The sequence below is a fragment of the Pseudomonas putida genome (assembly GCF_050990305.1).
Classification (GTDB): domain Bacteria; phylum Pseudomonadota; class Gammaproteobacteria; order Pseudomonadales; family Pseudomonadaceae; genus Aquipseudomonas; species Aquipseudomonas putida_AH.
In genome coordinates this window covers 1,024,986-1,047,467 of record NZ_CP158817.1, presented here as the reverse complement: position 1 = coordinate 1,047,467, position 22,482 = coordinate 1,024,986, and the positions used below count along the sequence as shown (strand labels likewise).

Here is a 22,482-nt window from a genome sequence, read left to right as displayed (position 1 = left end):
TTTTTTAACGCGCAGTGCTCAATCTTTGAGGAAATCCGCAGCATCCAGCTCGATCATTACGGGCTCGCTGCTCCCTCCGAGCTGGCCGAGCAGCTCTCTCAAACCGGCAAGATTGCCCGCCCGGTGATGGGCGACGTGGCAGCTTTTTGCGAGCGCGGCGAAGTCCGGCGCGAGGATGTCCACACCCAGCAATGGCACTGAGCGGGCATTCATGTAGTCGCGGATTTCGGCGTAACTGGTGTTGTTCCACAGCAGCAGAATCACACCGGCGCCCGCCTCTTTGGCGGCGATCAACTCGGCGCTGGAAAACTGCAAGCCACCATCGCCCACCAAGGCCACCACCGGACGCTGCGGCCGGGCCAGCTTGGCGCCGATGGCAGCGGGCAGACCGTAGCCGAGGGTGCCGTAGCCGCTGCCGGCGTTGAACCAGCTATTGGGTGTCGGAGCCCGGTAACCCAGGGCACCCTGGTACACCGGTTGGGTCGAGTCGCCGACGATCAGCGGCTGCGGCAGGGCATCGCGGACCGTATCGAGCAACGCCTGAAGGCAGTTTTGCTTGGTGCTCCAGCCCGCGTGCTCGAGGGCGTTGATGCGGGCTGCCCGCTCACTCGCCCACTCAGGATCAGCCTGGCGTTGCGGCAGTCGCGCCAGCAGTGCACGCAGGCCTTGCTCGGCATCGCCCAACAAACCCACGGTGGCGGCTTGTACGCCCAGCACTTGCAGCGGATCGATGTCCAGGCGAATCAATGGCGCCTTGAAGGCCACGGGCCCAAGGCCGAAAAAGTCGTAGTCGGTTTCACCCAGCTCCGTGCCGACAGCCAGCACCGCATCGGCCTCGTCGAACAGTTCGCGACCGTGGGCCGAGGATTGCACGCCATCAAGCAGCAACGGATGCTCCGGCGCCAGCAAGCCCCGGGCGTTGGTGGTTAGCGCCACCGGTGCCTGCAAGCGCTCGGCAAGCAAGGTCAGGGCTTGGCTGGCGCGACGGGCACCGCCACCGGCCAGGATCAACGGGCGTTTAGCGCGGTTGATCAAGGCGACGGCCGCGTCGATCGACTCAGGCGCCGGGGCCGGTGCGGCCGGCAACGGGCGCGGGCTCAGGTCCAGGCCGTCGGCGGACATGTCCAGCATATCCAGCGGAATCTCGATGTGCACCGGGCGTGGCCGGGTGCAGCCAAACAGAGCAAAAGCCCGCGCCACCAGTTCCGGCAATTGATTCGGGTGTTGCACGGTATGGCTGAAGGCACAGACGCCAGCGACCATGGCGCGCTGATCGGGCAGCTCATGCAGGTGACCATGACCCAGACGCAAATGCTCGCGGCGGTTGCAGGTGGAGATCACCAGCATTGGCACCGAGTCCGCATAGGCCTGGCCCATGGCGGTGAGGATATTGGTCATGCCGGGGCCGGTGATGATGAAGCACACACCGGGCTTGCCACTGGCACGGGCGTAACCGTCGGCCATGAACCCGGCACCTTGCTCGTGGCGCGGACTGATGTGCGTCAGGCGGCTACCGTGCAAACCACGGTAAAGCTCGACGGTGTGCACGCCGGGAATGCCGAAGACATGTTCAACGCCATAGCCTTCCAGCAACTGAACAAGCGCCTGGGCACACGTGGTCATGCAGCACCTCTTTGATGAAGGGCCAGACCGGCCCGATGACAAGTGGGGCTAGTATTGTTGAATCAACCGATACAACAATCGATTTTTTTTGGCCTGACTGTTCGATTTACGTCAACATACAAAAAGACCAACATCGCTCCTGTGGTGAGGGGATTTATCCCCGTTGGACTGCGCAGCAGTCCCCTTCTTTAGGGATAAGCGGGGCCGCTTCGCTGCCCAGCGGGGATAAATCCCCTCGCCACAGGGATGATTTTTTCAACTTTTCAGCGGAATGAGTGATGCGATTTCCTTCGATGACAGCCCTTCGCGCCCTGGACGCGGTTGCCCGCCTGGGCAGCGTGTCGGTCGCCGCCCGTGAACTGAACCTGACCCGCAGCGCCATCAGCCACCAGATCAGCAAGCTTGAGGAGTGCGTCGGCTTCCCCCTGACCGAACGCATTGGCCGGGGGATTGGCCTGACGTATCAGGGCGAGCGTTATGCGCGGGAAGTGCACGGGATTCTGTTGAGCCTGCTCGACGCCGGTCAGCTCATCGACGATCAGGAAATCTCCGGTCGGCTGTGCGTCAGTTGCGCGCCGGGGTTCGCCACCTATTGGCTGTGCCACCACATCGGCGCGTTTTTGCGCCAGTACCCGCAGGTGCAGTTGCAGTTGATTTCGCCGCGCACGCCGGACGACATCAACAACCCCAACGCGGACCTGTTCATCGCCTACGGGATTGGCGATTGGCCGGAAATGCACGTTGAAGAGATCGTGGCCTTGCGCTTCTTCCCGGTGTGCAGCCCACGACTGATCAACGCGCAAAGCGGATTGAAGCACCCGCAGGAACTGAGCCATTTCCCGTTACTGCACATGACCGACTATTCGGACTGGCGCGTCTGGCTGACCGCCGCCGGGGCTTCGGGGGTCAACGCGGTGAGCGGCATTTTGTTCTCCGATGCGCACTGCGCGCAGTCGGCGTGCATTGCCGGCCAGGGCATCGCGATCGGCGACAACCTGATCAGCGGCGATGCCTTGTCCAAGGGCCTGCTGGTGCGCCCGTTCGACATCACCATCGACCTGCATCGCGGCTATTACCTGGCCGCCGACCCGCAAAAGGCCGAACGCGCGGTGGTGCAAGCGTTCAGCAACTGGGTCAAGACCCAACTGCAATCGTCCCACCAGACCTGGCAGGACACCCTCTGAAGATCACATCGAACCCGTAAGAGCCAGGCTTGCCGGCGAAGGCGCCTTCCAGATCACTTTCGCCGGCAAGCCTAGCGCCTACGAAAAGCGATTCAGGGTGCATTTTTTTCCACCAACAATTGAGTAATAAAACTAACCAATAACTGCAAAATAATTCCATTGATGTAGCGATATTTTTAACAATAATAAGCCCAAAGCCCGTTTCGGATTCGCATCCGTCCTCGTACGTCAGATGGGCAATAAAAAGAGGAACCAGATAGTGTCCAGCCGTTCAGCGATTCAGCTCAGCGCACAAGGTATCAGCCAGTATTACGGTCGTTTCGCGGCGCTGGATAACGTCGATCTCGACGTTCGCCAAGGCGAATTTCTCACCCTGCTGGGCCCTTCCGGCTCGGGCAAAACCACCTTGCTGATGATCCTGGCCGGCTTCCTCAGCCCGACGGCGGGCAAGTTGATGGAGCAAGGCGTCGACATCATCAAACGCCCGGCCGAACAACGAAACTTCGGCATGGTGTTCCAGGGTTATGCGCTGTTCCCGCACATGACCGTGGCCGACAACGTGGCTTATCCGTTGCGCATCCGCAAAGTCCCCGTCGAAGAACGCAACCGCCGGGTCAAGCACATCCTGGAAGTGGTCGGTCTCGGCGCGCACATGCACAAGAAGCCCGCCGAAATGTCCGGTGGTCAGCAGCAACGTGTGGCGATTGCCCGGGCGCTGGTGTTCGAGCCGCAACTGCTGTTGCTCGACGAGCCACTGTCGGCGCTGGACAAGAACCTGCGCGAACAGCTGCAAACCGAGTTGCAACGCATCCACCGTCAGGTCGGCACCAGTTTCGTGTTCGTCACCCACGACCAGAACGAAGCCCTGGCGCTGTCCTCGCGCATCGCGATTTTCAACCACGGCAAGCTGACCCAGGTCGACACCCCGGAAAACATCTACAACCGTCCCGAGAGCCGTTTCGTCGCCGAATTCCTCGGCAAGATGAACCTGTTCCCGTTGGACGGCCTGACCCGCAACGGCCCGACCGCCAGCGGCCGTTGCGGCACCAGCGTGCTGCACGCCCTCGCCCCGACAGCCCTGGGCAAAGAGCCGATCGTGCTGGCGGTACGTCCCGAGCACATGGAATTGCACAGCGAGTGCCCGACCCTCGACGGCTACAACGTGATGCCGGCGCAGCTCACCGACAAGGTCTACCAGGGCTCCAGCACCCACCTGGCACTCAAGGTCGGTGGCGATACCTTGCCGATCAACCTGTCCGTACACGGCAATCACCCTGGTGCATCGATGCCCAGCGGCGCGCCGGTATGGCTGAGCTGGCCGGTCCAGCAAAGCTTCCTGCTGCCGGCCTGAAGCCCTGAAAAACTTGCCTCACAAAGCGCTCTTCCAATGACAACAATAAGGCCGGTGCCCCACGAGGCACCCGCCGCTTGAGGACTTGCCCCCATGCGCCAGGATCACCAACAAGACTGCATCGAAGTGCTCATCGAAAAGGCCCGCGACGGTCAGATCAACCGTCGCACCTTCATCCAGGCCATGGGCTTGCTCGCGGCGGTGCCACTGGCGCTGCGCAGCGGCATCAGCTGGTCGGCGGACAAGCCGATGGTCGTGGTCAACTGGGGTGGCGACGCCCTGAATGCGTTCAAGTCGGCCTGGACCGACACCTTCACCAAGAGCACCGGCATTCAGGTGCGCATCGACGGTGCAGGCCCCACCGAGGGCGCGATCCGCTCGCAACTGGCCAGCGGTCAGCCGAGCTGGGACGTGGTTGACGTCGAGAGCTACAGTGCCATCGTCCTGGGTCGGGAAAAGATCCTGCAACCGCTGGACTACAACGTGATCAAGCGCGATCAAGTGGCCCCGGCGCTGGCCTCCGATTTCGGTATCGCCAGTTACCAGTTCAGCTACGTGATGGCCTGGGACAGCGCCAAATTCGGCGACAACGGCCCCAAGACCTGGGCCGATTTCTGGGACGTGAAGAAATTTCCCGGCAAGCGCACCTTGTACAAGTGGATGAACGGGATGCTCGAAGCGGCGCTGCTGGCCGACGGCGTACCGGCCGATCAGCTCTACCCGCTGGACGTGCCACGGGCCATGAAGAAGATCGACGAGATCAAACCCCACGTCCTGTCGTTCTGGAGCTCGGGTGCCGAAAGCCAGCAACTGATGGTCGACGGCGAAGTATCGGTGGGTGCGATCTGGCATACCCGCGCCAAACTGCTCAGCGAAGACACCGACAACCGCGTGCGCTGGAGCTTCGACAACGGCTTCATCAACTCCAGCAGTTGGGCGGTTCTGCAAGGCAACCCGGCCGGTACGCAACCGACCATGCAATTCATCCAGCAGGCGCTGCAACCGGAAGGCCAGCTCAAATTGTTCGAATTGCTCGGCAACGGCCCGTCGAACAGCGCCACCGAAAAACTGATGTCGGCCAAACAGCTGCAAGCCAACTGCGCCTCCGAAGAAAACCTGAAAAAGCAGATCGCCCTCAACGCCCAGTGGTACGCCGACAACTACTCCAAAGCCCTGGAAGAGTATTTGACGCGGCTGTCCAAGTGAGCCATCGATCATGACCATGACAATGACTTCCACCTTGAGCAAACCCCAGCACCGATTCAGTTCGGCGCGCCTGGAGCGGGGTTTGCTGTTGTTTCCGCTGCCGGTGTTGCTGCTGGTGTTCTACGTGCTGCCGTTCCTCGGCGTGGTCGGCTGGAGCTTCACCCTGCCGACGCCCGGTATCGAGCAGTACCAACGCATCGCCACCGATCCTGCAATCATCGAAATGCTCTGGCGCACCCTGCGCCTGTGCCTGACGGTCAGTTTGCTGGCCCTGGTGATCGGTTACCTGCTGGCGTACTGCTGGGTGTTCAGCCCGCCGTTCTGGCAGCGCGTGGTGGAGATCTGCATCTTCATTCCGTTCTGGATCTCGGTGCTGGTGCGGGCCTTTGGCTGGTTGATCGCCCTGCGCAGCAACGGCGTGCTCAATAACGGTTTGATGGGCATGGGCCTGATCGATCAACCGCTGCAACTGAGCCGCAACGAAATCGGCGTGGTCATCGGCATGCTCCACGTGATGATCCCGTACGCGGTGTTCCCGCTGCTGTCGACCATGCGCCAACTGGACGCTCGCGTGCTCATGGCCTCTCGCGGCCTGGGTGCCGGCCCGTTGCGAACCTTCTGGCAAGTACTGCTGCCGCAGACCCTGCCGGGCATGCTCGGTGCCTTCATCATGGTCTTCGTGTTCTGCCTGGGCTTCTTCATCACCCCAGTGCTGTTGGGTGGCGGGCAAACGGTGATGATCGCCGAGTATGTGTTCCTGCAAATGTTCCAGACCAGCAACTGGGGCCTGGGCGCTGCACTGAGCGTGGTGTTGCTGGCACTGGTCAGCGCGCTGATCTGGGTGTTGCTGAAAATGACCCGCGTGAACCGACTGGTAGGCTGAGACAACTATGAATACTCATCGCACAAGTCTGAGCACCCGGCTGCTGGCCGTGGTCGCCATGGCCTTCATGCTGTTCCCGCTGCTGACGGTCATCCCGGTGTCGTTCACCAGCAAGCGTTTTTTGTCGATGCCCGAAGGCAACTGGTCGCTGCGCCACTACGAGGCGCTGGTCAGTAACCCTGACTGGTTCCATGCCATCAGCCAGAGCCTGACCATCGCCTTCGCCACCAGCGTGATCGCCACCTTGCTGGCGGCCAGCTTCAGCCTCGGCATCTGGTACATGCGCTCGAAACTGGCCACGGCGCTGATCGGCCTTGTGCTGCTGCCGATGGCGATTCCGCCGGTGATCTCCGCGCTGGTGCTGTACTTCATGGAAACCAAGCTCGGTCGCCTGGCGCCGGGCATGGGCTACGACACCCTGACCGGGGTGGTGATTGCCCACGTGATCATGGTGGTGCCCTACGGCGTGGTGACCATGCTGGTCGCCCTGAGCCAGATTGACCGGCGCATCGAGTTGGCCTCGCGCAACCTCGGCGCGAGCCTGATGCAGACCACCTTCATGGTGATCCTGCCGAACCTGAAACTGGGCCTGGCCTCCACCGCGCTGCTGAGTTTTGCGCTGTCGTGGGAAGAGGTGGCGGTGACACTGTTCATCACCAGCGTCGACGTCGACACCCTGCCCAAACGCATCTGGAGCGGCCTGCGCGACAACGTCGACCCGAGCGTTGCGGCGATTTCGGTGATCCTGATCAGCTTGACCTTGGCTGTGCTGATTGGCCGGTTGGTGGTTCAGCATCTGGCGGACAAGCGGGCGCAGAAGCTGCTGCACCCCTGATATACCGTCTGGCACACAAAGCCCCGCTTTCGTCATGAACGCGGGGCTTTTTGCTTTTACCGACACCGCCAATCCCCTGTAGGAGCCGGCTTGCTGGCGATGGCGGCGCATCAACCACCATGGATGGCGCCTGACACACTGTTATCGCCAGCAAGCCGGCTCCTACAGGGTTGTGTAAACATCAATATCAACGTGATCCGTCGGTGGATTTTGCCCATCTGCCCCTTGGCCCGTGACATTGCCGCCCCGGTCCAATAAACAACGTCGACCCAAGTGTCGCGGCGATTTCGGTGATCCTGATCAGCCTGACCTTGGCAGTGCTGATTGGCCGGTTACGCGGGGCTTTTTGCTTTTACCGACACCGCCAATCCCCTGTAGGAGCCGGCTTGCTGGCGATGGCGGTGCATCAACCAACATGGATGGCGCCTGACACACTGTTATCGCCAGCAAGCCGGCTCCTACAGGGTTGTGTAAACCTCAATATCAACGTGATCCGTCGGTGGATTTTGCCCTTCCAGCCGTTGGGCCGTGACAATGACTTCCCGGTCCAATAGATTAGTCGGCCCGAAAAAGCCCCCCACGCTTTCTCGCCCCTATTCAAGCTGAAAAAAGTAGTGAAATTTCAATGTCCGATTCCAACACCGCTGAAACCGTAGTCACCCTGTCGTCCAAAGCGGAATACGAAAACTCCATCAATCTTTCACAACACGTCCCCCAGGCCAAAACCATCAGCGAGATGGTGCTGGACGCTTTCCAGTCCACCCGTGAAAGCGACCAGATCCGCGAACTGCGCGCCGCGATCCGCCAGGCGCACGACAGCTTCGACGATGACAAGGCCTATGAACTGATGGGCCAGCTCAAGCAACTCAAGGATGCCGAAGCGGCGGACATTGCCGCCCTGGAAGACCTGAGCAGCAAGTTCCCGATCAGCCGTATCCTGTCCAGCTTCAAGGACGATCCGGCCTTCCAGGAAATCGTTTACGGTCTGGCACTGAAGGTGCTGAACCAGACGCACCAGGCCATCAGCAACCCGAGCGGCGGCAAGAGCAAGGCCGCGCGGGCGAAGAAAGAGGCCGAAGTGTTCACCATCAGCAAGGACGGCATCAGCGTCACCCTGCCCCTGCGCACCCCGCGCTCGCGCCTGAACGTTGACCGCGAGGCCCTGGAGTTCCTGGGCTTCACCTTCGTCGGCGAAGGCGAAGAAGCGGAGCTGGAAAGCGAAACCTTCCTGGACAACAGCGGCGCCGAACAAGCCGTCAACCGCAAGAACATCATCACCGCGCTGCAACAGCAGACGGCGTTCGACGGCTACAGCATCGCCGCGCAGTAAGCTACGCCCCACCCTGTAGGAGCTGCCGCAGGCTGCGATCTTTTGATTTTGATATTTTAAGATCAAAAGATCGCAGCCTTCGGCAGCTCCTACACAGAATCAAGCTGCTGTGCCCCCATGAGCCCCGCCACCGAGCGGGGCTTTTTATTGCCTGCGATCCGGGCAAATCCACGATTAATCTTCCAGTATCGACAGCAGTACTTCCCTTCACCCAACAGCACCACGGGTCAGCCTGCTCTGAATGAAGTTGGGGAGCGTCTACTCACTTTCCAGCCAATGACCTCAGTGGTGCAACTGCTGAGGTCATCATGAACACTCCCCCGCTCTACCGTCAGCTGGCCAACCATTACCTGGACGCCATCCGCAGCGGCACCCTGAAAACCGGTGAGCGCTTTCCCTCCATTCGGCTGATGATGGAAAAACACGCGGTCAGCCTGTCGACCGCCGTGCAGGTCTGCCGGGAACTGGAAGACTACGGTGTTCTGGAGGCTCGCCCCCGCTCGGGCAACTACATCCGCCAGCCTGACACCCCCGCTAAACCCGCGCCGACCATCCTCCCCCCGCCACTCGATAGCGGTGCCTATGTGGGCATACACGAGCAGGTGTCTTCGGTGCTCAAGGCCAGTCAGCGCGCAACGATCAAGGTCAACTTCGCCAGTACCTACTGTGCGCCGCAGTTGTACCCGCTCAAAACCCTGCAAGACAACATGATCAAAGCACTGCGCCAGGATCCGCATCTGCTCGATAAGGCGGGGCCGACCAGCGGCAACCTCGTCTTGCGCAACATCCTTGCCCGCCGGGCGCTGACCAGCAAAACCCAGCTGAACGCCGAGCGCATCGTGATCACCAACGGCGCGACCGAAGCGATCAACCTGGCGTTGCGCGCGGTGACCCGTCCCGGCGATACCGTGGCCGTGGAATCGCCGACCTTCTACGGTTTGCTACAAATTCTCGAAAGCCTGAACCTGCGGGTGCTAGAGGTCCCGGCCACGACCCACGGCGGCATCAATCTGCCGGCCCTCGAACACGTGCTGCAAGGCCCCGAGCGGATCAAGGCGCTGATCGTCATTCCCAACCTGCACAATCCGTTGGGCAGCATCATGCCCGACGCCCACAAGGCGCGGCTGGTGCAGTTATGCACCGACTACGAGACCGTGCTGATCGAAGACGACACCTATGGCGACCTGGTGGACACCGAGCAACCCTTATCCACGCTCAAGCACTGGGACCGCAGCGATAACGTGATCTATTGCGCGTCACTGAACAAAACCCTGGCACCCGGGGTGCGCCTGGGCTGGATCAGCGCCGGCAAATGGCACGACCGCGTGGAAATGCTCAAGCACACCCAGTCCCGAGGTTGCGAAGCCCTGTCACAACTGGCGGTCAGCGCCTATATGGGCACACCGTCCTACGAACGCTATCTGCGCCGCTTGAGGAGAACCCTGACGCAACAACGCTTGCAAATGAGCACGGCGATCCTGCGCCACTTCCCCGAAGGCACACGGGTGAGCAATCCCCGGGGTGGGACGTTGCTATGGGTGGAGTTGCCTGGGAAGCATTCGTCCATGGCGCTTTTCCACGAGGCCCTCAAAGCCGGCATTTTGATTTCTCCTGGGGATATCTTTTCCAATGCCAAGCGCTTCGATCACTGTGTGCGGATCGGGTGTGGAGCACCGTATTCGCCTCGAATCGACGAGGCGCTGCGAACCCTCGGTCAACTCCTCAAAAACCAGAGCTGACGCATTCCCCTGTAGGAGCTGCCGAAGGCTGCGATCTTCTGATCTTAAAAATCAAAATCAAAAGATCGCAGCCTTCGGCAGCTCCTACAGGGATTTACAGAGGGTTTTGGTGCAGGCAGATGATATGCGGGTCATCATTCCAATGCGGGAAGCGTTCGGCGATCAATGGGTCGTGGCCGGGGATGACGTGGTCTTCGCTGTCGGCCAAGCGGTCGATTTCGCTGAAGGCTTCCAGGGTTTGCGCCAAGTCATCGAGGATCGGAAACGGACTGCGCTCACGGATGTTGACCCATAGGTGCGCCGCATCCGAGGCCAGCACAATCCAGCCGCGCGCGGTGTTGACCCGCACCACCTGGCTACCGGGTGTATGCCCCCCCACCCCGTGCACCGTAACGCCAGGCATCACGGTAGCCGTGCCATTGTGCAAACGCATGCGCCCTTCGAACAGCGGCGGCAGCGCCGACATCACGTCCTCGACTTCGTAGGTTTTATTCACCGTGCGATGGCTCATTTTCGGCCCGGTGCAGAAGCGCAGCTCCGCTTCCTGCAAGTGCACCGTGGCCTTGGGAAACAGCCCCAGGTTGCCGGCATGGTCCCAGTGCAGGTGGGTGAGGATCAGGTGCTCGACCTGCGCCGGATCGATGTCCAGCTGGCGCAGGGATTCTTCCGGCAGGCGATACATTTTCCGGTTGCGCCGATCTGCCGTGGCCGGTTGAAAACAGGTGTCGACTACGATCACTTGCTGCTCGTTGCGAATGACCCAGAAGTAATAGTCCAACGGCATCGGCGCATTCGGATCACCGCAGCAGGCGTCGTAGAGAAAATTCTCCTTCGCGGTGCGCTGGGCGTTGGCGCCGACACGGATGGCGAACACTTCGTACACAGGAACGGACATACGTACCTCCAGATTCAGGCGGCCGCGTTGGCTTTGAGGGTCGGACGAAAATCGAAATCGATCAGCTCGCTGATCCCCAGTTCCTGCCCCAACTTATGCAAGCCGCTGTAGTCGCGCATGATCGTCGCGTTCTTGTTGCTCTCGCGGGTGTCGGCAATGATCAATGCGGCGTCCGCCACCCCGAGCTGCGTCAGGATCGCTTCCCACATCGAGTAGTCCTGGGCGACAAAAGCACTCAACGCGACCGACAAGGTGCGTGCGAAGAATTCCCGCTGCGTTGGCTGCATATTGGCGTACATGACCTTGGCCACTTCGGCGAGCACTTTGCTGTGGGCGTATTCGTCGCGGTTGTGCAGTTCGGCGACGCGGCGGTTTTGCGGCTGGATGCTTTGGTCATCCGCCAACAGGTCCAGATAGGCGTTGACGCTGATCTCGGCCACCACCGCAAAGGTGATCGCCGCCAGATCCTTCTGCCATGGTTCGGCCAGGGTTTCACGCAAAGCCTGTAGTCGCAGATAGGTGACGGATGGCGGCAAGTTCAGGTCTTGATCGAGGGCGCGCTCCAGTTTGGTCCGCTCGATGGCGCGCAGGTGCATGAGCGTGTGGTAGTGCTCGTCGATCAAGGTCTGCTGCATGGCTTCGCGAAAGTGCCAGTCGTCCTTGCCCAGGTACTGATTGGCGATGACGCTGAGCGCCGGGTTGACCACGTGTTCCTCGGCGGTCACGGTACGCAGGTTGTAGCCGATCCAGCCCCACGTCACCACGCTGCTCTTGAGCTCTTCGCTCAAGGCTTGGAAACTCGGGTGATGAAAAAACGGCACCATGCACTCCGGGTAATCCGGGCGCGACGGATCGAACACTTCATCGACTGCGGTCTTTTCCGGCGAGCAGACCGTGGCACGTCGGGTCCAGGCCTGATTGAGCCGCACGACCAGTTGATGATCGACCTGGGCGATCTCGATTGCTGTTTGCATGACGCGATACCTGTAGAACGCGTACCCGCTGCCGGGTACGCCAATGGAATAGAAAGGAAAGAATCAGGCCAGCCAGTAGCGGGTCAGGTGGCGCGCCGGGTCAGTGTATCGACTGCGGGCGTGGATCATGCGCCAATTGTCCCAAATCAGCATGCAGCCATCGGGAATCAGCACTGGAATGTTGTGCTCGACGAAATACGTCTCACCGAGCACGGCAAATTTGGCCAGTGGCGAGGTGCTGTGGGTAACCTGGGACTGCTGCAAGGCTTGCTTCGACGGGTTCACATCGCCGTAGTGAAACTGGTTGTAGCTGAAGCGAAAAATGTCACCGTCCTCGGTCGGCGTCAGGATGTATTCCCTGACCCGGGTCTGCTCGGGTTCACCGGGTTTGGCGGTGGCGACGAATTCCACGGGGGTGTCGTCGAGCCATTCGCGCAGCTCCGGCTCACTGCGCTCCAGCGACTTCAGAAACTCATAGCCGTCCACCAATCCCGTATGACCACCACCGCACGTCGCTTGTCGATGGCAATGCAGCGCCAGGTAACGCGGCGGCGGGCCATACACGGGGGCCTCGGTGTGCGGGCCGATACCGTTCATGCTCTGGGAATACGGCAAGTCTTCATATCCCGGCTTGCGGGTGATGGCGAAAGCGGTCTGGCCATTAAATTGCGGAATGATCGGGCCGAACTCATGCAGTGTGCCGACAACGTCGTGGGCGAATTCGCCGGGGGTCAGCACCGTCCAGCCGCGGCTCGACAATTCTTCATGGCGATGGCCCAGTGAAACGTAAGGTGTGGACGCAACAATCCCTTGATTTGGCATGGTGAGATTCCTGGCTGTTTTATCAGGCGTTGACGGTTGAGGTGTAAGCGGCAATCAACTCGCGGCAGGCGTTACCCGGCCGGTAGCGCTGTTCATCGATGCTCTGTACGGGGGTAATTTCGGCGGCAGTGCCCGTCAGGAAACACTCGTCGAAGTCGCCCAGGTGCGCAGGCAAGATCGTGGTTTCGATCACCTGATAATCCAGGGCCCTGGCCAGCTCGATGACGGTCTGGCGGGTAATGCCGTTGAGGAAACAATCCGGCACCGGCGTGTACAAAGTCCGACCCTTGACGAAGAACACATTGGCACTGGTGGCCTCGGCAACATGCCCGCGCCAGTCGAGCATCAACGCGTCGTGGTAGCCGTGGTTTTCCGCGTCGTGCTTGCTCAGCGTGGCGATCTGGTAATGCCCCGACGCCTTGGCTTCGAAGGGGCTGCTGCTCGGTGGCGGACGGCGCCACGTCGCGGTCTTGAGGCGAATGCCGGCCATGCGTGCCGCCGGGTCGAAATAGCTCGGCCATTGCCAGCAGGCAATCGCCACATGCACCTTGTTGAAACGCGCAGAGGTGGAAATCATCTCGCTGCCGCGCCAGGCCACCGGGCGCAGATAACCCTCGACCACATCGTTGCGTTGCAGCAGTTCATGGCTGGCCGCTTCCAGTTCGGCGGGCTCGAACGGGATGGCAAAATCCATCAACTTCGCCGAGCGATACAGCCGCTCGGTATGCTCGCGCAGCTTGAACACCTTGCGGTTGTAGACGCGCTCCCCTTCATACACCGTGCTCGCGTAATGCAAGCCGTGGGTCAGTACGTGCAGGCGCGCTTGGGACCACTCGACGAACTCGCCGTCGAGCCAGATCCATCCTTCGCGTTGATCAAACGGGATACCGCTCATGTCCTTGTCTCCTGATAATTCGTCCTACGCTGTTTGCAGCAGGACCGGTATCAATTCCGGCGCTGGCGCCAGCAAAAGCTCAGGTTCGTTCTGAAAGAAAAATGCGCGCTCGCCGAAGGCCGGGCGCAACTGGTCGAACCAGGTCGCCTGCGGGTCGAATCGCGCATAGAAGGTGCGCAACACCCATTGCGGGTCCCGGGCCTGGAGAAACTGCAGCACGAAGACTTTCTCCCCCGCCACGGTCTCGATGCCATTGATCAACACCTTTCCGTAGAAGGTGCTCATGGACGGACCGCGCACCGTGCGTGCCAGGCCGGACACCGTGCGATACGCCGCCTGGAAGATCTCGAACGCCCGCGCCAACGGCATCGCGAAGTAGTGGCTGGGCCCTGTGTCGCGCTCGACAAACATGTAGTACGGCACCGCCCCCAGCCGTACACCTTCGGTCCACAGATCGGCCCAATCGGCAGGGTTTTCGTTGATGTGGCGGATCACCGGCGCCTGCATGCGCAGGGTTGCGCCGGTGCTGCGAATGCGTTCGACGGCTTGCCGGGCGATGTCCTGGTGGATCTCCACCGGGTGGTTGTAATGCCCCATGATCGACAGGTTTTTCCCCGCCGCGACGATCCGCCGAAATAGCTCCAGCAGCTCTGGCGCGTCCTTGTCGCTGACAAACCGCTGCGGCCAATACGCTACGGACTTGGTGCCGATGCGGATGTTTTTCAGGTGGGGCAGTTCCAGCAACGGCTCGAGGTAACCGGCCAGGGAGCGAGTGTTCATGATCAACGGGTCGCCGCCGGTGATCAGCACATCGGTGACCTCCGTGTGCACCCGCAAGTAGCTCACCAGCTCCTGGGATTCCCGTGCGTTGAACTTGAGCTCTTCCTCGCCGATGAACTGCGCCCAGCGAAAGCAAAAAGTGCAGTACGCATGACAGGTCTGACCGGCACCGGGGAAAAACAACACGGTCTCGCGGTACTTGTGCTGAAGGCCCGGCAGGACTTTTCCGTCGAGCATGGCGTTGTTGTGCGTCAGCTGTCCGGCCGGATGAGGGTTCATGCGCAGCCAGATCGCTTCGATCCGACGCTTGATGGCTGGGGTGTCGTCCAGTTCGATCAGTTGCTTGAGCGACGCGTATTCATCCGGCAACAACATGTCCTTGTGGGGAAAGGTCATGCGGAAAATCGGATCGTCCGGGATGTTGTTCCAGTCGATCAGCGTCCCCAGTACATATTCATTGGTGCGAAACGGCATGACCCGGGCCACGACCGTCATGGCTTCTTGCAAGGCCGGCGTCAGCTTGTGCCAGTACGGTGTGTCTCGGATAGTGCGTGAGTTGTAGGGCTTGTATCGTTCCTGCTCCGACATTCCTTGCATGGCAGCGCTCCTGGTGTTGGCGAGTGGCGTTTACTGGATGGCTGGCGCGACGCGCTCTATGTCCATCCATGCCCGGACGCTGTCACGGTCCCACTGACGGCGAACGTACGCCGCCAGTCGCGCAGGCACCGGATCGCCATTGGCGACCAGTCGGTTGAGCATGATTGCCAGGTCGGTGTCCGCGATGCTCCAGTCACCGAACAGATGCTCGGCGCCCTCCTCCAGCAAGCGATCCGCGACGAAGAACAAGCGATCGACCGCCGCTTTGGCGTCGTCGGACAGCGGGTTGTCTTTCTTGCCGAAGTACACCAGGTCAAACGGGCGCTCCTTGCGCACCACCAGCAGATCGCTGCGCAACCAGGCTTGCAGCTGTCGGGCACGGGCGCGTTGCTGGATGCCTTGGGGGAAGAGTTTTTTATGCCCTGGGGAGAGTTCTTCCAGGTATTCGGCGATGGCGGAGGACTCCGACAACGCGAAACCGTTATGAACCAGGGTTGGAATTTTGTTGGTCAGCGAAAGATCACGGTAAGTACCCTGATAGTTTTGCCGAGCCTTAAGATCCACCGTGACAAACTCGAATGAAAGTTGCTTTTCTTTCAACGCCACGAATGCAGACATTGCAAATGCGCTGACAAAATCCGCACCCACATACAATTGCAATTTCGTACTTTCCATAGAACGCTCCCTTGCATTAATCACACTAATCCGTTGCATTGGGAGTGATCGTAGTTAGGCGCTTAAACGCTGAACAGATACAGAAATTATCTGTTTATACGGATACAGACATTCAGCTATCGCACAGGCCGGAAAATAAAAAAGGGAGTCCGTGAACACGGACTCCCTTGGGCGGAGCGAGAGGCTGATGAGGCTTGAATGGTGATCAGCCGATGGCGTCTTCAGCGCTCAGCTGGGCCATTTGCGGCATGTTGCTCATGTTCAGCATGGCCAGCGGCTCGGTGGCGCTGGTGTTGACGAAGCCGTGCCGGGTCCAGGCCGGAACCAGCAAGACATCGCCAGGGCTCACGCTGACCGCGTCGTCATCGCCCAGGGTCAGCTCACCGTTGCCCGACTGAATGATGAACAGGTGCCACCAGGAATGGGTATGGCCATTGAGCACCGCGCCGGGGATCAACCATTGCATGGACACCGCCATCCCCGGGCTCAAACTGCAACCTTCAAGGCTGTTTTCGTGGGCCAGCGCGACAATATCCACGTCGGTGGATGACAGTTGTTGACGCATATCCGTTAGTTCACTGTCTTTCCATACCCGCGCACTGGCCGTCGGCTGCTGCAAACTCTGACGAAAATGCTGATAGGAAAAAAAACCACCTTGAATATTATTCATCCGCAAATTCCAACCGTCTGGCGACTTAAGTCACCAGACACTAGGCGAACAACTAAAAACTGTAAAGCCAAGTCATTCATGACTAAACAGCCGAAGGGCGAAGCGCGGCGATCATATCAACTTCCACAGCGGCATTTTTAGGCAACTGATAAACACCCACCGTGGTGCGAGTGTGTTTACCGGCATCGCCCAATACATGACTGAAGACATCCGAGGCACCGTTGGCCACTTCACTGAGATCAACAAAGTCTGCCGTGGATTTCACATACACCGAGACCCGAATCAGCGCTTTGATTTTATCCAGTGAACCGATGGCATCGACGATCAGCGCCAGGCCGCGCAGCGCACTGATGCTGGCTGCCGCTTGCGCATCCGCCAGGCTGAGATCGAGCCCGACCCGACCAGGGTAAAGAATCTTGCCGTCCACGCGCGGCACCAGGCCGCTGATGTACAGCTCATCGTGGTGACGAATCAGTGGCGCGTAATGGCCGCCGACGGTGTTCTCACCGTAGATGTCGAAACCGAATTCTTTCGCCAGGGCGATGAAGCGCTCATCACACGTCATAGGTTCAATCATTGTCCGAATCCTCTTGATCAATACTGCAAAAAACATCGATCGCTGCAACACGACCCTTCACTCAAACAGCGGCCCTGACGGGCGGTGCCAAACGGGTGATCCCCACCCGTGACTCGACGGCCTCGGCCAGGCGCAACAGGTCATTGCTGAGCTGCCCGTAGTGCTCGTTGAACAACACGATGTGGCCGATAAACGAGAAGTTGTCCTTCACCAGCGCGCTGACCGAATCACCGACACGCTTGGCAAAAGTGGCTTCCACCACCTCGATATCCAGCGTGCGGGCCAATGCTTCGACATCGGGGGTGGAACGCAGGATTCCGCCCGCTGGCGCCCTGAGCAGGCGAATGCCGCAATAACCGCGCGCCACCGGTTCGTGGTGCTCGATCCGGCCCTCCACGGCCCAGCGCACCCAGCGCTCCCAAGGGTTGAAATCGACGAAGGCGCGCTTGGCCAAGTCCCAGATGTGCATGCCACCGGGACGCATATTGGTTTCCACCGCCGACGTCAGTTGGTCAGCCCTGTGGAAGATTTCGTTGTGCCACGCACCGTTGTTCTCGGAGACCAGATCGGCCATGTGTTGGCCGGCGGCCATCAGTCGCTGCTGCACGTCGTCCGCCAAGGGGGCTGGCACCACTTGCTGGATCTCTGCGCGGTAAGCGCCTTCGGTCGTGGTTTTTTCGGTGACCCAAGTGCTGCCGGCGACACAATCCCAGCTGTATTCCCGGGCGCCCTGGATCAACTCTTCGAGGACGATGCCGCCCTCGCGGTAAGGCTTGAGTGCTTGCCAGACTTCATCGCACTCGGATGGATGCTGGATCACGCGACAGCCACGACTGGCCCCTTCGCACGCCGGCTTGATGAAGGCCTTGCCCCCGAGCTCGATCACCCGCTCACGCAATTGCGCCAGGCTCTCGACCCGCTCGGAATACACCCGACGGTAATCCTCCGGCGAGGTTTCAGCCGTCGCTTCAAGATGGCGGAAAATCTGTTTGTCCAACCCTGCCCGCGCCTCGGCTCGGGTGATGCCGGGCAAGCCGAAATGACTGGCCAGTGCCGCGCCGAGTAATACACCGCGATCGGAGAACGGCAGCACGCCGATCAGCTTCCAGCGGTCGGCGTTCAGGCAACCCACCACCAATTCAAGGGAGGCCGCCACGTCCTTCTCGGCGAATGAGGTGCTGCACACGTGATCGGCCACTTGATCATCATGGGGCTGAATCTGCTCGACCAGCAGGATCAGCCGGGCGTTGTAGAGCGACTTGCACAAGTCGCGCAATTTCTGGATGTCGTGAACCCGACTGCCGTTGTAACCGACCACTACTACACAAGAAGTCGTATTCATCATGCCCCCGAACTGCAAAGTGAAAACCGAAGCCGCGAATCAGTCCTGCAACGACGCGATGGATTTACGGTTGAACCAGTACCAGGCCAGGATCCCGGCGGCACCAATGGCGGCCAGTACCAGAGCGTTGTAGGGTGGCGGCACGACCCGCATGAGCAGCACGGTCAGCCCGGCACCGACGCCCAGGGACACTTCCTTGACGAACATGTTGTTCTGCTTGACCGAGAAGTAATCGAGGTAGCTGAAGGCGCACTCAGCGAGGGACAGCAGCGCCACCCAGATCAACGCGCCCACCAGGGTTTGGACATGGAACGCGGCCGGTGACGACAGCACCGCAAAACCGCCGGCGATGATCCCGATCACCGCCAGCACCTTGAAGCGCCCGGTGCGCTCAATCAGCTTCATCATCGGCACCTGGGCGAACACCACCACGGCGCTGTTGAGGATCAGCATCAAGCCGTACCAGGTTGGCAGCTCACCGGTTTCGAGCAGGATCGCTTGCGGCAGGATCGAGAACACCCCGAACAGTTTGATGCCCATGATCACTCCCGCGATCACCCACGGCAGTTTGTTGCGCCAGCCACTGCCGTCGTGGCTGATCGGGCTGGCCGTCACCGGTTCTGACGTGAAGGTCGCCCCCATGGCGATCGGCAGGCACAACAGGACGAAGCACGCGGCACCGAGAAAGAACATCGTTGGCGTCAACAGCGGCGATAGCAAAATCAGGCCGGCCAGCAGGCTGCCCATGTTCATGGCGACGCGGTTGTAGGCCGCGCCTTCCTTGGTCTGCGCCGCTTCGCTCTTGATCAGGTAACCGGCAATCGCAATGCCGTAGGCGAACAACGCTGCGGCAAACATCACCACGCCCTGATTGCGGGTGACCGCCAGCAGCACCAGCCCGAGGGCAGCGCAGAACAACGTCACGCTCAGGGAACGACGACCCAGTACCAGCAAGGTCAGCGGCAGCAGCAAGAGCAAGGCCCGATAACCGAGGGCGAGGATGCTGTTGGTCGCGGTGTCGAGCCAGACGTTGGCCTTGCCCAACACAGCGAACAACGACACGGCAGTGATGATCCGGATCATGAACAGGCGGATGTTGATCACCGGCTTGGCCACGGCGGCCGTTGTTTGAACACTCATGCAGCACCTCTGGAACCAGCAATTGTCCGGGCGTTACGCACGAACAATCAGGAAAGTCTGTAAGGTGATGGTAGAGAGGGACGCTTGATTTCATCAGAGCAAGTTCGTATAGAATCAAACGAACTTTACTGCCGGAGAGACCAGTAAAATGCAGGTTCAGCGCGCAGTGATCGCTGCCATCGAGTTCCAGCCAGGAGTGCCGCTGGTCCAGCAAATCGTTGATCAGTTGTCGGTGGCGATCAGTCAGGGCGGCCTGCCCCACGGCTCGCGACTGCCACCGATCCGTGAACTTTCCGAGTTGATGAACGTGGGCAAGTCCACGGTGGTGGATGCACTGGACCGCTTGCGAGCCAAGGGTCTGGTGGTGTCGCGCCAGGGTTCTGGGCACTTTGTGCATCGTTCCAACGTCACGTTCAAGATCGATGCAGGGCCGGATCTGCAGCCCCAGGACACGCTGAGCGTGGTCCGCCGCGCGGTCCTGCAAGACACGGGCGCACTGCGTCCCGGCGCCGGCTTCCTGCCTTCCTCCTGGCTGCCGGCCGAAGAACTGCTCAAAGCCGTGCGCAGCACCCTACGTGCGTCCTCTCTGCAAATGGGCGAGTACGGCGTTGCCGCCGGTTACCTGCCATTGCGCGAAGCATTGCGAGTCAAGTTGTCCGCTATCGGCATCGAAGTACCGGTGGACCAGATCGTCACCACGGCCAACACCGTGCAGGCCATCGACATGCTGATGCGCCTGCTGGTCAAACCCGGTGATACGGTGCTGCTCGACGACCCCTGCTACTTCACCATGCACACCAACCTGGCGTTGCATGGCGCCAAGGTCATCACCATTGCCCGCGGCGCCGAAGGCATGGACATGGAGGCCTTCGAGCAATTGGTGAGTGCTCATCGCCCTGTGCTGTACATGACCAACAACGTCCTGCACAACCCGACCGGACACTCGTTCTCTCCGGCGCAGGTCTATCGTCTGCTGGAGCTGAGCCATCGCTATGGCTTCCACATCGTTGAAGACGATCTGTACTGCGACCTGCAACAACGCATGACACCGCGCCTGGCGGCGGGCGGGCTGGACAATGTCAGCTACGTTTCCGGATTCTCCAAGACCCTGACGGCCAATAGCCGAGTCAGCTTCGCGGTGCTTTCGCCGCAACTGGCGGCACGCATGGTCACCTTGAAAATGGCCTGTGGTGGCATGACCTCGGAACTGGCGGAGCAAATCGTCTGCGCCATGCTCAGCGATGGCAGCTATGCCAAACACACCCGACGCACCGTGGACAGGCTCTACGAGTCGAGCAGTCGAGTGACGAATTGGCTGTTGGAAGCTGGTTGCTCGGTGTCATCGCGTCCCCATGAAGGGTTGTTCATCTGGACGCGCTTGCCTGAAGGGTTTCACGCCGAAACCCTGGCCAGAAAAGGCCTGGATATCGACCTGGTCCTGGCCCCCGGCACCCTGCTCAGCAAAGCACCGGATGCCAGTCAGTTCCTGCGTTTCAACGTCGGCCACAGCGATAGCACCCTGGTGCGCGAGCGGTTTTTCCGATTGCTCGACACCCAATAATCACCTAACCACCACCTGCTCTGTAGGAGCGAGCGATGCGGCGACCCGACTTGCCCGCGAAGAACGATAACGCGATCTGTCTGATACACCGCGTTATCGTTCTTCGCGGGCAAGCCTCGCTCCTACAGGGAGGCCCGATTCATTGTGGGAACAAAGCGCCGGATGCCAGTCAGTTCCTGCGTTTCAACGTCGGCCACAGCGATAGCACCCTGGTGCGCGAGCGTTTTTTCCGATTGCTCGACACCCAATGAACACCTGACCGCCACCTGCTCTGTAGGAGCGAGCGATGCGGCGACCCGACTTGCCCGCGAAGAACGATAACGCGATCTGCCTGAGACACCGCGTTATCGTTTTTCGCGGGCAAGCCTCGCTCCTACAAGAGTGCCCGATTCATTGTGGGAGCGAGCCTGCTCGCGAAGGCGGAGACTCGGGCCACCAAAAAATCCCCAATAAAAAACCCCGCACCTTCTCTCGAAGGGCGGGGTTTTCTTTTCAGCAATCCGACGCTTAAGGCGCGTACGTCAGCAGCAACTCGGTCGGCACTTTGAAGTCCAGGGACATCGCCACGCTCAACGCGGTAATGGTGAAGATCGAGAACACGAACAACTTGCGTGCCCAGACCGTGTCATCCACTGCCTTGTAGCCGGTCCAGGCCATGTACAACCAGTACATGCCCATGGCCGCGGCGACGGCGAGGTAGCTCATGCCGGCGTAGCCGCTGAAGGTCAGCATCAAGGTCGCCACGAGGAAGGCCAGGATGTAGATCAGGATGTGCTTCTTGGCCACCTGGATTCCGCGCTTCACTGGCAACACCGGGATCGATGCGGCCAGGTAATCGTTGAAGCGGAAGATCGCGATGGCGTAGGAATGCGGCATCTGCCACAGGCTGAACATCACCAGCAACGTCAGTGCAGCCATGTCGAAGGTGTTGCTCACCGCGACGTAGCCGATCACTGGCGGCATGGCGCCCGACAGACTGCCCACCAGCGTGCCGTGAACCGACTTGCGCTTGAGGTACAGGCTGTAGAAACCGACGTAGATAACGAAGCCGATTACCGCAAACAACGCGGCCAACGGGTTGGCCACCTTGTACAACAGCGCAACGCCGGCGACACCCAGGACGGTCGCATAGATCAGGGCCAGTTTCAGGGAGATCAAGCCCTGGACCAGCACCCGGTTCTTGGTGCGTTCCATCTTCAGGTCGATGTCGCGGTCGATGCAGTTGTTGAACACGCAACCGGAGGCGACCACCAGGGACGTGCCGATCATCGCGGCCAGGAAGATGGCCAGATCGACATGCCCTTGGGAGGCCAGGAAAAATCCGCCTGCCACAGAAAGCACGTTACCGAAAATGATCCCCGGTTTGGTGATTTGGATAAAGTGCTTGAGGGACATGCGGATTT

The 22,482-nt window shown here is 60.2% G+C and carries 20 protein-coding genes; 8 read left to right on the top strand and 12 right to left on the bottom strand.

Annotation, left to right across the window (positions count from 1 at the left end; translation table 11 throughout):
* Positions 1-18: 18 nt before the first annotated feature.
* The gene (locus ABTV22_RS04720) at positions 19-1,623 is read right to left on the bottom strand and encodes a 5-guanidino-2-oxopentanoate decarboxylase (protein ID WP_433738785.1); all 1,605 of its coding nucleotides are present in this window, start codon (positions 1,621-1,623) and stop codon (positions 19-21) included.
* 278 nt (positions 1,624-1,901) lie between these two features.
* On the opposite strand from ABTV22_RS04720, the gene ABTV22_RS04715 reads away from it, so the two are divergent.
* The 7 genes from ABTV22_RS04715 to ABTV22_RS04685 all read left to right on the top strand — a co-directional run bounded on the left by ABTV22_RS04715 (position 1,902) and on the right by ABTV22_RS04685 (position 10,151).
* Positions 1,902-2,807, top strand: coding sequence for a LysR substrate-binding domain-containing protein (locus ABTV22_RS04715; protein WP_433738784.1), 906 nt, complete (start codon positions 1,902-1,904; stop codon positions 2,805-2,807).
* A 259-nt stretch (positions 2,808-3,066) separates the two neighbouring features.
* Positions 3,067-4,158: an ABC transporter ATP-binding protein gene (locus tag ABTV22_RS04710; protein WP_433738783.1), complete on the top strand. Its 1,092-nt coding sequence runs from the start codon at positions 3,067-3,069 to the stop codon at positions 4,156-4,158.
* A 93-nt stretch (positions 4,159-4,251) separates the two neighbouring features.
* On the top strand, positions 4,252-5,364 hold the full coding sequence (locus ABTV22_RS04705; protein WP_433738782.1) for an ABC transporter substrate-binding protein: 1,113 nt from the start codon (positions 4,252-4,254) through the stop codon (positions 5,362-5,364).
* Positions 5,365-5,374: 10 nt separating this feature from the next.
* Entirely contained in the window at positions 5,375-6,247 is an 873-nt protein-coding gene (locus tag ABTV22_RS04700; protein WP_433738781.1) for an ABC transporter permease, read from the top strand.
* A gap of 7 nt (positions 6,248-6,254) precedes the next feature.
* Positions 6,255-7,082, top strand: coding sequence for an ABC transporter permease (locus tag ABTV22_RS04695; RefSeq protein WP_433738780.1), 828 nt, complete (start codon positions 6,255-6,257; stop codon positions 7,080-7,082).
* 625 nt (positions 7,083-7,707) lie between these two features.
* Complete coding sequence (locus ABTV22_RS04690; RefSeq protein ID WP_433738779.1) at positions 7,708-8,412, top strand: hypothetical protein; 705 nt, start codon at positions 7,708-7,710, stop codon at positions 8,410-8,412.
* A 308-nt stretch (positions 8,413-8,720) separates the two neighbouring features.
* Positions 8,721-10,151 (top strand): PLP-dependent aminotransferase family protein, encoded by a 1,431-nt coding sequence (locus ABTV22_RS04685; RefSeq protein ID WP_433738778.1) that lies wholly within the window; start codon positions 8,721-8,723, stop codon positions 10,149-10,151.
* Positions 10,152-10,245: 94 nt separating this feature from the next.
* On the opposite strand, the gene ABTV22_RS04680 is transcribed toward ABTV22_RS04685, so the two are convergent.
* From ABTV22_RS04680 to ABTV22_RS04635, 10 genes are all read right to left on the bottom strand, one after another.
* Positions 10,246-11,046 (bottom strand): N-acyl homoserine lactonase family protein, encoded by an 801-nt coding sequence (locus ABTV22_RS04680; RefSeq protein ID WP_433738777.1) that lies wholly within the window; start codon positions 11,044-11,046, stop codon positions 10,246-10,248.
* 14 nt (positions 11,047-11,060) lie between these two features.
* Positions 11,061-12,020: a diiron oxygenase gene (locus ABTV22_RS04675; protein WP_433738776.1), complete on the bottom strand. Its 960-nt coding sequence runs from the start codon at positions 12,018-12,020 to the stop codon at positions 11,061-11,063.
* A gap of 63 nt (positions 12,021-12,083) precedes the next feature.
* On the bottom strand, positions 12,084-12,842 hold the full coding sequence (locus ABTV22_RS04670) for a TauD/TfdA family dioxygenase (RefSeq protein ID WP_433738775.1): 759 nt from the start codon (positions 12,840-12,842) through the stop codon (positions 12,084-12,086).
* Positions 12,843-12,864: 22 nt separating this feature from the next.
* Positions 12,865-13,737, bottom strand: coding sequence for a branched-chain amino acid aminotransferase (locus tag ABTV22_RS04665; protein ID WP_433738774.1), 873 nt, complete (start codon positions 13,735-13,737; stop codon positions 12,865-12,867).
* A gap of 24 nt (positions 13,738-13,761) precedes the next feature.
* The gene (locus tag ABTV22_RS04660; RefSeq protein WP_433738773.1) at positions 13,762-15,114 is read right to left on the bottom strand and encodes a KamA family radical SAM protein; all 1,353 of its coding nucleotides are present in this window, start codon (positions 15,112-15,114) and stop codon (positions 13,762-13,764) included.
* 30 nt (positions 15,115-15,144) lie between these two features.
* Positions 15,145-15,789 (bottom strand): glutathione transferase, encoded by a 645-nt coding sequence (gene yfcF, locus ABTV22_RS04655; RefSeq protein WP_433738772.1) that lies wholly within the window; start codon positions 15,787-15,789, stop codon positions 15,145-15,147.
* A gap of 205 nt (positions 15,790-15,994) precedes the next feature.
* The gene (locus tag ABTV22_RS04650; protein ID WP_433738771.1) at positions 15,995-16,459 is read right to left on the bottom strand and encodes a cupin domain-containing protein; all 465 of its coding nucleotides are present in this window, start codon (positions 16,457-16,459) and stop codon (positions 15,995-15,997) included.
* A gap of 82 nt (positions 16,460-16,541) precedes the next feature.
* Positions 16,542-17,036 carry a RidA family protein gene (locus ABTV22_RS04645; RefSeq protein WP_433738770.1) on the bottom strand — a complete coding sequence of 165 codons (495 nt, stop codon included), beginning with the start codon at positions 17,034-17,036 and terminating at the stop codon, positions 16,542-16,544.
* A gap of 61 nt (positions 17,037-17,097) precedes the next feature.
* Entirely contained in the window at positions 17,098-18,378 is a 1,281-nt protein-coding gene (locus ABTV22_RS04640) for a biotin carboxylase (RefSeq protein WP_433738769.1), read from the bottom strand.
* Between the two features lie 39 nt (positions 18,379-18,417).
* Positions 18,418-19,518, bottom strand: coding sequence for a hypothetical protein (locus tag ABTV22_RS04635; protein ID WP_433738768.1), 1,101 nt, complete (start codon positions 19,516-19,518; stop codon positions 18,418-18,420).
* A gap of 148 nt (positions 19,519-19,666) precedes the next feature.
* Here ABTV22_RS04635 and ABTV22_RS04630 point away from each other — a divergent pair, with 148 nt between their 5' ends.
* Entirely contained in the window at positions 19,667-21,079 is a 1,413-nt protein-coding gene (locus tag ABTV22_RS04630; RefSeq protein WP_433738767.1) for a PLP-dependent aminotransferase family protein, read from the top strand.
* Positions 21,080-21,586: 507 nt separating this feature from the next.
* Here the strand turns inward: ABTV22_RS04630 and cyoE are convergent.
* Positions 21,587-22,474, bottom strand: coding sequence for a heme o synthase (gene cyoE / locus ABTV22_RS04625; protein ID WP_433738766.1), 888 nt, complete (start codon positions 22,472-22,474; stop codon positions 21,587-21,589).
* Between the last annotated feature and the right edge of the window lie 8 nt (positions 22,475-22,482).